This window comes from Paenibacillus sp. P4_A7, assembly GCF_056402455.1.
In genome coordinates, this window is sequence record NZ_JBFUHJ010000205.1 from 1 (window position 1) to 9214 (window position 9214).

The following is a 9214-nucleotide window of genomic DNA, read 5'->3' on the forward strand; positions in this document are numbered from 1 at the left end:
GAACCGATCCTCCCATTCCAATCTGTAATCCAGTCTAGGTAGATCGCGCTTAGCATTCGGCGTATACACATTAACGAGATAGAAATGATCAAATTCAAGTGTAATGACTCGTCCCTCAGGCTCGTTGTCTTCCTCCAAACCATATCGCACGGAGAGGGGTTTTATTCTTGTAAAAATAGCTGTACCGGAATAGCCCTTCTTAATCGCGTAATTCCAATACTGATGATATTCCTCGCCAATTTCCAAATTAATTTGGCCTTCTTGCAGCTTAGACTCCTGAATGCAAAATATATCCGCATTTATTCCTTCGAAATAATCAATAAATCCTTTGGTTACACAGGCTCTTAGTCCGTTAACATTCCAAGAAACAAGTTTCATTAATAATAATCTCCTTACCGTACAAACATTATTTATTTTCCTAGTGTATCATAAATTTATTTTATGATTGGCAACACCGTATAAATAATGTGTTTATGGAGATTATTTTTTCGTAGTGGCGATTGCTAAGTTGAATGGATGGGGTAATCGTATATTTTAGAGGTGGTACATTCCCGGATTGTTTACATTTCCCTATTTATTAATAGTGCTAAATGAGTTAATATTAACTTAACATTCACGATTACATTAGCCGTCTATCCATGACGGCTATTTTTCTTTTTGTATCGTAATAAGAGGAGTGAAATAGATTGGATTTCAAAATAAATGATTTTCGAAGGTCGCCTTTTATACTCACTTTTATATTAGTTATGTTGAAAATGATCCTTTTCCGTCAATTTATATTTCAGGGCATTCAGGTCGATAGACTACTGACGGATGCTGCAGCTGTATTAACATTACTATGTGTTGCAGAATTATTAACTACGGCGAGATGGAAGGGCATCGTGTTTGGATCGTTAAATGCGATATTGTCCTTGCTGCTCTTCGCCTCGACTTTATATTTCAGCTATTACGGTACCGTACCTACCTATACAGCACTGCATGGTCTGGATCAAGTGCTGCAAATTAAGGATAGCGTTGGTGCAACGATTCAGCTTACAAATTATTTGTTCTTCCTAGATATAGTTGTGATTGCTATTCTTTACTTCGTTAATCTAAACCGAGGCGTTAGATCAGTAAAGCGCAAGCCAGTAGCCAAACCACTTTACGTTATTATTGCAACATTAGTATGTGTAGTTATATCTGGCGCATACATCCGGGGAGGCAGTACAATTCCGAATGAGCTTGTTCAAGCGGAAAGTCTTGGTTTTCTGGATTATCAAGTAGCAGCAGCGATAAAGGTAAGTAAAGAAGAGATCGCGGCAAAGAACGGAAGCGTTGAAGAAACCGCTGCTGCTGTAGAAGATTTGAAGAATTCTTACAACAATCAAGAAGAAAGTGCAGAGGTTGCTGGAACGCCTAATTACTTTGGTGCAGCTAAGGGCAAAAACGTCATCGTTATCCAGATGGAGGCATTTCAGAATTTCCCGATCAACTTATCAGTCGGGGGACAAGAAGTAACTCCAGTGCTCAATCAGCTTGCCAAAGAGAGCTTCTACTTCCCGCATTTTTATCAACAAATCGGGCAAGGCAACACATCAGATGCAGAGTTCATGTCTAATACATCCATCTATCCGACAGGCTCTATTGCTATGTCTACCGGATTCGGAGATAAAGTACTCCCTAGCTTGCCGAGGGTGCTTGAGAAACACAGTTATGTGTCTAACACATTTCATGTGAATGATGTAACGTTCTGGGATCGGAATCAGATGTATCCTGCGCTTGGCTTTACGAAATATTATGACAAGCCTTCATTCAAAAATGACAACTTTAACGGCTTCGGCGCTTCTGATATTGAGATGTACCGTGTTGGACTTGAGAAGCTGACGGCGCTCCATGAGCAGGACAAGCCGTTTTATGCGCAGTTCGTCACTACCTCTAGCCATCATCCTTTTAAGGTGCCGACGGAGCTTCAGAGATTAACAGTACCTGAGTCGTTGCAAGGAAAACAGCTAGGCAATTATCTTGAAGCTATTAATTATACGGACTATGCGATTGGTGAATTAATTAAGGGCCTTAAAGCAAATGGTATGTGGGAAGATACAGTGCTTGTTCTGTATGGTGACCACTTCGGGCTGCAAACGAAGGATAATGAAGCTTCATGGGTAAGCTCGGAACTTGGTATTAAATATGATGAACGAATTAGTCGTTTTAATATTCCTTTTTTCGTACATGTGCCAGGAACAGAAGGCAAAGTAATGGATCAGGTGGGCGGACAGGTCGATATTATGCCAACGATCTCGAACTTGCTTGGCGTCTCACTAGAAGAAGAGGGCTACACCGCATTTGGTCATGATTTGCTGAACATTGATCAGAATGTGCTAGGGATGAGATATTATTTGCCGACAGGTTCATTCTTCAATAACGACATCTTGTTCGTACCGGGTAAAGGCTTTGAGGATGGAACTGCCGTTGATCTAAGAACATTAGAGCCGGTAACTGACTTTAGCAAGTACCGCAAGGATTACGATTATATTTTGGAACTGATGAAGGTGTCTGATGAATACGTGAAACAGCTTCCCAAAAGATAGACCATTATAATTGAATGAGATCGAGCACCTCTTGTCCTTTTGGGATAGGGGTGCTCTTTTTGTACATACTTTTTCAAAAATAGTAACAAAATGGATTTGTAACCGTCTATATCATTATGAAAATGAATATGGAGGAAATAAGACATGTCCAGTGAAAAGAGAAGCCTTGTCATTATTTCATTAAGTGTGATTGTAATCCTCGTGGTGCTAGTGAATCCATTACCTTATTCATCGAAACAGGATGTACAAAATACAACGGAGTCCATACAAAATGCAGCAGCCACAACACCGATTCCCGTGAGTATCGAATCTTCTGAAGCTGCGGGGAAGACTCATTTCCCAGCGTTAATAGTGAGCGCCGTCGATGCAGAACGCGGGTTTCAGTTAACCTTTGACGAAGAACAGCATCCCGATTTTTATGCGACGGTAAGTACACCGTCTTTCATAGTTCATGCCGTCTCCCGTTATGATTATGACGAGAAAGCTAGCCACGATAGTGTAACGATGGGTTATGACGCAGTCGTTGTTAATCCGAAAACGAGTGAAATTAAAGTGTATCCGATGTATGAAGCGAGCTCAGATAGTTATTTGAATTACCCAGGTATTTTTACTTTTATAGATGATCAGTATGTAATGTTCGTCATGCCCATTACGAAAGATGATAAGCTTACCTATCATTTAGTACGATTAAATATCGAGAATGGCGAGATCTCGACGATAGCTGAGCGTTTTTGGGAAGTTGATAAAAATGACGAGCAAGCAGTAAACGATTATATACTTAGCACTCACTACACAGAGCAGGCGAATGGTTCGTATGGCAAGCTTATGATAACCAGCTATAAAGGGCGAGTGTGGGTTATCGATGTTGCTACTCAAAAGGTGTTATCCAGTGGGGAAAACCTGTATCCGGCTTACGGTGATCTGGGCAGTACCCCGCCACGTGAGCTGGTGTTTCCTTCTCCAGATTTAGAAAGGTTCGTTTATCAAGAAAAGAATGGGCGCAACTTTAAGATCATAGATACGGATTCATGGGGAGCGGTTGGAGAATTCAGTTTTGATGACAAGACGTCATTAATGGAGCCTGGAATCGAATGGAGTCCAGATAGTAGTTCGTTTTATATCGAGCATGGTTCTTCGGATAAGGCCATTGGTATTTCAGGGGACAACGGCATGCTTCTATTTGCCGAAGGGATACGTTTCTATAATCGTAACGGTGTATTGTTCCAAACATTTGACTTGCCTAAAGACTCTAATAAGAGAATGAACGTGTATGGCTGGGAAGGTGCGGATAAGATTTGGATCGAGGATTTCCAGCCTGTCTTGCAAGAACGTGGAGATCCGCTAAAGAAGAACAGCAGCTACAAACTGTACGACATGGCGACGGGCAAACAAACAGCTTACAAGACAACGGATGATTTCAGCAAAATGAAGGATGCATCTGTAATTAGAAGAGATACGGGGTATAATTTTCTTTCACCTTCCTATCTGCTTGTTGATCGGAACAAGCAGCTTATATGGCAGTCACCAGTTGAAGCAGAGACAATACTCAGTAATGATAGGAATGATACAGACGAAACGGATCATCAACTATACTCGCAAATCGTTACGGATGGACATAGTTATATTCGTCAATGGAACGGGGAGCAGGACAAATTCAAGCGGATTGTATCAGATGAAGGTGAATTTTTCAATAATGAGATGTTATACGATTTGCCGACCATTCATCATAATGAGTGGCTTCTCTATGAGCGACGAGCTCAGAGGCGCATTGATTATGTAAGGTTTGTGAATGGGGTGGAGAGGGATGCCGAGGGGCTTCCGATCGTACCTGTTGATTTTCAAGAACAGAGGGATAATGACTCAAAATGGTGGGAGACAGCTAATGATAGCTATATCCAGAAAAACGAGGCTACCGATCTCAGAGCAAGAGGTATCTCTCGATATGGAAAGCTCGAGTTATTTTCTGAGCCGGGAGAGCTGTCTAGGCTAACAGGCAGCAGTTCCCTCTATTACGGGTCATACCATGTGACTTTCACTGATCAAAACGGCAGTCAAAAAGAGCTGCCTAGCCTATCGGATTTGGCTCTACATCAGCTAAAAACGATAGCGGAAATGAGCAAATATGAATTTGATGATTTCGATCTGTTATTATTTCAGCCTCGCGGCTATCCATTTAGTAAAGGGTTTGATGGTGGAATAAGGTCAATGATGGCTTACGCTGTAACAAAGTCTGGGGATGCTTTCCCGCTTACTTTTGTATATAACCAATATGGAGAAGGGAAGCAAAGTAAGCTAACCTTACCGTTGGACGATAATGTTTCTATTAAACGGAAGGGTGAGCAGCTTATTGCTGGCGCATGGATAGGCGGCAGAATGGAGCTTGCATTAACGCCGAATTTGGAGAGAAGAACGTTAACTATCACTGATATGGTTGACCGAACAGAGGAATATGAGGAACTGATGGACATCGTTAATCGTTACTCGAAACGGCTGGAGCAAGCGATAGGCATCGTGGAAACGGACTATCCTGAAGGGAAGCTGGATGAGAAGAAGCTGCGCGGATTATTTTCCAATAAGGCTTGGCGCAATCCAGGCTTTCAGCATTTATATCAGCAGTTTGCTAGCGATGCGAAAAAAGGAAGTGCTACAAGGGCTTTCGCATGGCAGCCGATTGATGCCAGATTTCTGTCAGAGGATACGATCCGCTTTACGTTTACGCTTAATTTGTGGTATGCGATTGGTCTTGCCGCTCATTTGGAGGTCGGACTTAAGCAGGTTGATGGGAAATGGACATTCTGTGATCTCGGCACTCTGGAAACGGAGAAGATAGGATTGGAGCCTAATGAAGGAATGCTTACTTATGAGGGGTTACTAATCAAGGATAAGCTTGAGTTAGATTAGATAAGCCGAAGTTTTGGCATTCTGTAGCTATAGACAGGCAGGGAGTCTTCCTCGTGTGGAAGGCTCCTTTTGTTTGAGCATGTCTTTTTGAAATGAGATCGTTTATTATAAGTTAAGTTGAGAAAACAATTTCGAGGTGGAAAATTATATCTTACAAAAAAGGTAACGGAGCGAAGGCCAAGGAGCTAGTTGCGATCAGGAAGCAATATGAAGAGCTTGGCGTGGATGACTATTACTTAAAGCATGGTAGTGAATACAGAAATCCACATGAGAAGGTCATTCACAGATTAATGAATATGGCTTTGGAAAAAGGCTTCGTAGGAGAAAAAGTATTGGATTTATGCTGCGGGTCCGGCGAAGTAACTCTAGCGCTTGGAGATCGTGATATCACTGGGATTGATCCCTACACAGAGGGAGCTTACTTTGAACGTACAGGCAAGCCGCTTTTGCAGCTTACTTTTAACGATATTATTAATGGGGAGTTGGAGGGGCAATATGATACGATCATTTGCAGCTTTGCGCTCCATCTTTGTCCAAAATCCTTGCTCCCATCGCTTTTATGGCAGCTTGGACAAGCTGCTAGTACTTTAATTGTCATTACACCTAATAAAAAACCGGATTGCGATCAAGTGTCGAATTGGTTTTTGGTTGAAGAAATACTTGAAAATCGTGTGAGGATGAGAATATATTTGAGGTAGCAGCAGTGTTAAGGAGGAACCGGTAGTGGATGCAGACAAGAAGGAAATTTGGAAGTTCTACCTCGCAAGTTTGCAATTAGATGTAGCTGTAGCTGACTATACGAAGGTGCCCATTACGTGGAGTGAGGCTAATTATACGCCGGACTTTAACAAGCTTTATTATATCGTAGAGGGTGAAGGTTTCATCAAGGTTGGCAATCGTACTTATTACCCTAAGCCTGGTGATCTTTGTCTGCTTCCGGCCGGTTCTGTTCAATCCTACGGGACAGTTAGTGAGGATAGATACGGAAAGTATTGGTGCCATTTTACAGCGAAGCTGAGCAGCTTTCACCTATTTGATATGCTGGAAACTCCCATTATTGTTTCACTATCTGACCCTACGGCGATAACGGAGAAATTTGAACGTCTAATAGCATCGTATCGAAGCGGAGAGTGGACGTCAGGTATGCATATGCATGCAGCCATGCTTGAAATTATAGCTATGTATATTGAGCAAGCTGATACCGTAACAATCAGCTCGGCAACGACGGGGTCTTTTGAGAAATTAAATGTGGTACTCACGTATATTGAAGAGCATCTATCGGAAAACCTGACAGTCGACAAGCTGGCGCAAATGGTTCACTTTCACCCCAATTACTTTATCCGTATGTTCAAAAATACAACGGGCCTTTCTCCTATTCAATACGTAAATCGCAAGCGCGTGGATAAGGCTAGAGATCTGCTGGCTTTTAGCTCTAATAGTATGTCTGCTATCGCGGAAATGCTTGGCATGGATGCTACCTATTTTTCGAGATTATTTAAAGATTACACCGGCTTATCACCGACTGAGTATAGAGAGATTTCGCTGAAATAAAGATGCTTTTCAACTGAAAAGCCCTCCCCGTGCAGTCGCTGCTCTGGGAGGGCTTTTGCTTACAGAAAAGTGATTGGCTTAAGGATAGAAGGAATTGCTTGGTGTAGTCGTTGTACACCATCTGGAATTAAACAACGACTTAATGAGAATATCCTTCGCTTCTGGAGTTCCGATATATCTTAGTGCTTCGAGTGCGTGCGCACGGACGTAACGGTTGTCATCTTCTAAGGCAAGCTCCAAAGCTGGGACAGCCGCAGCGGCAGCGGAACCAATTCTTGATAAGGAAAGACCCGCCATAAAGCGAACCTGAACATTCTCATCCTGCAAGCTTAATAGTAGTCCTTCAACCGCCTCTTTGGCGGGAGCCCCGATCATTCCAAGTGCTTCCGTAACAGCTATTCTAATATTGATGGATGAATGAGAAAGTAGACCTACAAGCTCAGGAGTTGTTCCTTGAGCTAGTTGGCGCAGCTCGCCTAAAGCGAATACGGCATGCTGGACTGTCTCTTCACGAGTATCTTTAAGTGCCGCGCTTAAACCAGCGACAGCTGCTTCACCAACTGCGGAAAGTCCGTATGCAGAGATTCGGGATACATCCGTTCTTTGGTGATGTAGTCCTTTGAGCAATGCATCGATGCCCTGCTCATTGTAACGAGCAAGCTCATAAGCGGCATTCAAAGCGTTCGGCTCAAAGCTGTCCTCTAATTGGGCAGTTAGTTCGCTAATTTTTTGAGTATCAGCTGGTAATGTGTTTGCTATGCTGCCGACACTTCCCGATAGCCAATTCCATGTATCCTCCCAAAGCGTGTCGTGAGAGATTGGTGGAGTATTGACCGGTGCGATCCATTTGGATTCTTGATTGTCCCATGATGGTGCAGTAGGAGCGGCCGTTCTCATAAACTCGAATTTAAGCATATAACGAGCATTGCCAAGTACATTTGGTGTTGAGCGATGCCAAATATCATAGTGGATGAGTGCAAAGGTTCCAGCTTCACCGCTTGCGCAAGCTTCGCCTGGTGTCTCGTCAGATTCGAATATTCTTGTTTCATAATTTTGTGTACCGGGCATGACACTAGTCGGTCCGAGCTCAATAGGTGTGTCCTGCGGGAAATACATAATCATTGCCCACCATGGGTGATGATTTCTCATTTTTGAATAGCCCCAGTAGCTATCCTTGTGCCAGCCTCCAGCTACAGGCTGAGCATTGTAATGACCATGTCTATGCGCATGAAGCATGTAATCTGGACCAAGAACACTAGTCAAACCCCCAGTAATAATCGGGTGATCAAATACTTGCTGAATCTCCCGAATTCGTGGAAGCAGATTGTTGCCGGGGTTGCCTTCCTCTTCATATACATGATCTAGTTGTTCTTTTAATGCACGGTGGAACGAAGCTGGAAAGTCTGTCTTTAGAATAAGGAATCCGTTTGTAATAAATGTTCTCATCTGCTCATCGGTTAGTAAAATAGGCGAGTTCGAGTTGCTCATATTGTTTGCCTCCATTTGGGTAATTGGAATTTATTGAATACACCGATTATATGAGAATATTGGTCATTGCTACATACACGAAACTAAGCGATACTTGCATAAAACTAACTCTGTTTCGGATAAGGTGGAAATGAGAAATGAATGGATTTTAGTAAATGTTCTACATTTTACATAATAGAATTACGATAATATATCAAGTGCAAAGTAGCTTATAAGGCATTTCTAAGCTGATGAAATGGGTTGCGATTAAGCTCTAGTGAAGTGCAGATGAAGTGTAAATGAAGTGCTAATGAAGTTCAAATTAGAAAGGATGTTGTGGTTAATGAGTAAAAGGCCGTCTAGTCAAGAATACAATGCTTACTATGAGCAGTACGTTCGGTTAGTTCCGGAGGGGGACATTAGAGATATTTTAGCGGAGTCTCTCAAAAGTACAACGGAGTTTCTATCCGATATCCCGCAGGATAAATGGAATAGTCGCTATGCGGAAGGGAAATGGAGCTTAAAACAGGTGCTAGGACATGTCAATGATGGCGAGCGAATTATGAGCTATCGACTACTGCGAATTGCGAGAGGGGATAAGACGCCGCTTGCCGGTTTTGATCAGGATGAGCTGATGAAGGGCATTTCTTTCGATGATTATGCTTTATCCGAATTAATTGAAGATTATATGCATATTAGACGTTCGACGTTAAGCTTGATTCGTGGAC

The 9214-nt window shown here is 42.5% G+C and carries 7 protein-coding genes; 5 read left to right on the forward strand and 2 right to left on the reverse strand.

Annotation, left to right across the window (positions count from 1 at the left end; translation table 11 throughout):
- On the reverse strand, window positions 1-378 hold a 378-nt coding region (locus AC1DWN_RS20655; protein WP_477560791.1), incomplete at its 3' end, for an exodeoxyribonuclease III.
- 368 nt (window positions 379-746) lie between these two features.
- Between AC1DWN_RS20655 and AC1DWN_RS20660 the strand changes: the two genes are divergently transcribed.
- From AC1DWN_RS20660 to AC1DWN_RS20675, 4 genes are all read left to right on the forward strand, one after another.
- The gene (locus AC1DWN_RS20660) at window positions 747-2567 is read left to right on the forward strand and encodes an LTA synthase family protein (RefSeq protein ID WP_477560797.1); all 1821 of its coding nucleotides are present in this window, start codon (window positions 747-749) and stop codon (window positions 2565-2567) included.
- A gap of 144 nt (window positions 2568-2711) precedes the next feature.
- Window positions 2712-5468, forward strand: coding sequence for a hypothetical protein (locus AC1DWN_RS20665; RefSeq protein WP_477560792.1), 2757 nt, complete (start codon window positions 2712-2714; stop codon window positions 5466-5468).
- 221 nt (window positions 5469-5689) lie between these two features.
- On the forward strand, window positions 5690-6166 hold the full coding sequence (locus AC1DWN_RS20670) for a class I SAM-dependent methyltransferase (protein ID WP_477560793.1): 477 nt from the start codon (window positions 5690-5692) through the stop codon (window positions 6164-6166).
- Between the two features lie 25 nt (window positions 6167-6191).
- A complete protein-coding gene (locus tag AC1DWN_RS20675) occupies window positions 6192-7019 on the forward strand; it encodes an AraC family transcriptional regulator (RefSeq protein WP_477560794.1) in 828 nt (275 codons plus the stop codon).
- A 78-nt stretch (window positions 7020-7097) separates the two neighbouring features.
- On the opposite strand, the gene AC1DWN_RS20680 is transcribed toward AC1DWN_RS20675, so the two are convergent.
- Window positions 7098-8507, reverse strand: coding sequence for a HEAT repeat domain-containing protein (locus AC1DWN_RS20680; protein WP_477560795.1), 1410 nt, complete (start codon window positions 8505-8507; stop codon window positions 7098-7100).
- A gap of 322 nt (window positions 8508-8829) precedes the next feature.
- On the opposite strand from AC1DWN_RS20680, the gene AC1DWN_RS20685 reads away from it, so the two are divergent.
- Window positions 8830-9214, forward strand: a 385-nt coding sequence (locus tag AC1DWN_RS20685; RefSeq protein WP_477560796.1) for a DinB family protein, incomplete at its 3' end; no start/stop codon positions are given.

Bases quoted from the DNA above. Each gene is read 5' to 3' on its own strand.
- AC1DWN_RS20665 (WP_477560792.1), top strand. From the start codon at position 2,712: ATGTCCAGTGAAAAGAGAAGCCTTGTCATTATTTCATTAAGTGTGATT.
- AC1DWN_RS20660 (WP_477560797.1), top strand. From the start codon at position 747: ATGTTGAAAATGATCCTTTTCCGTCAATTTATATTTCAGGGCATTCAG.
- AC1DWN_RS20680 (WP_477560795.1), bottom strand. From the start codon at position 8,507: ATGAGCAACTCGAACTCGCCTATTTTACTAACCGATGAGCAGATGAGA.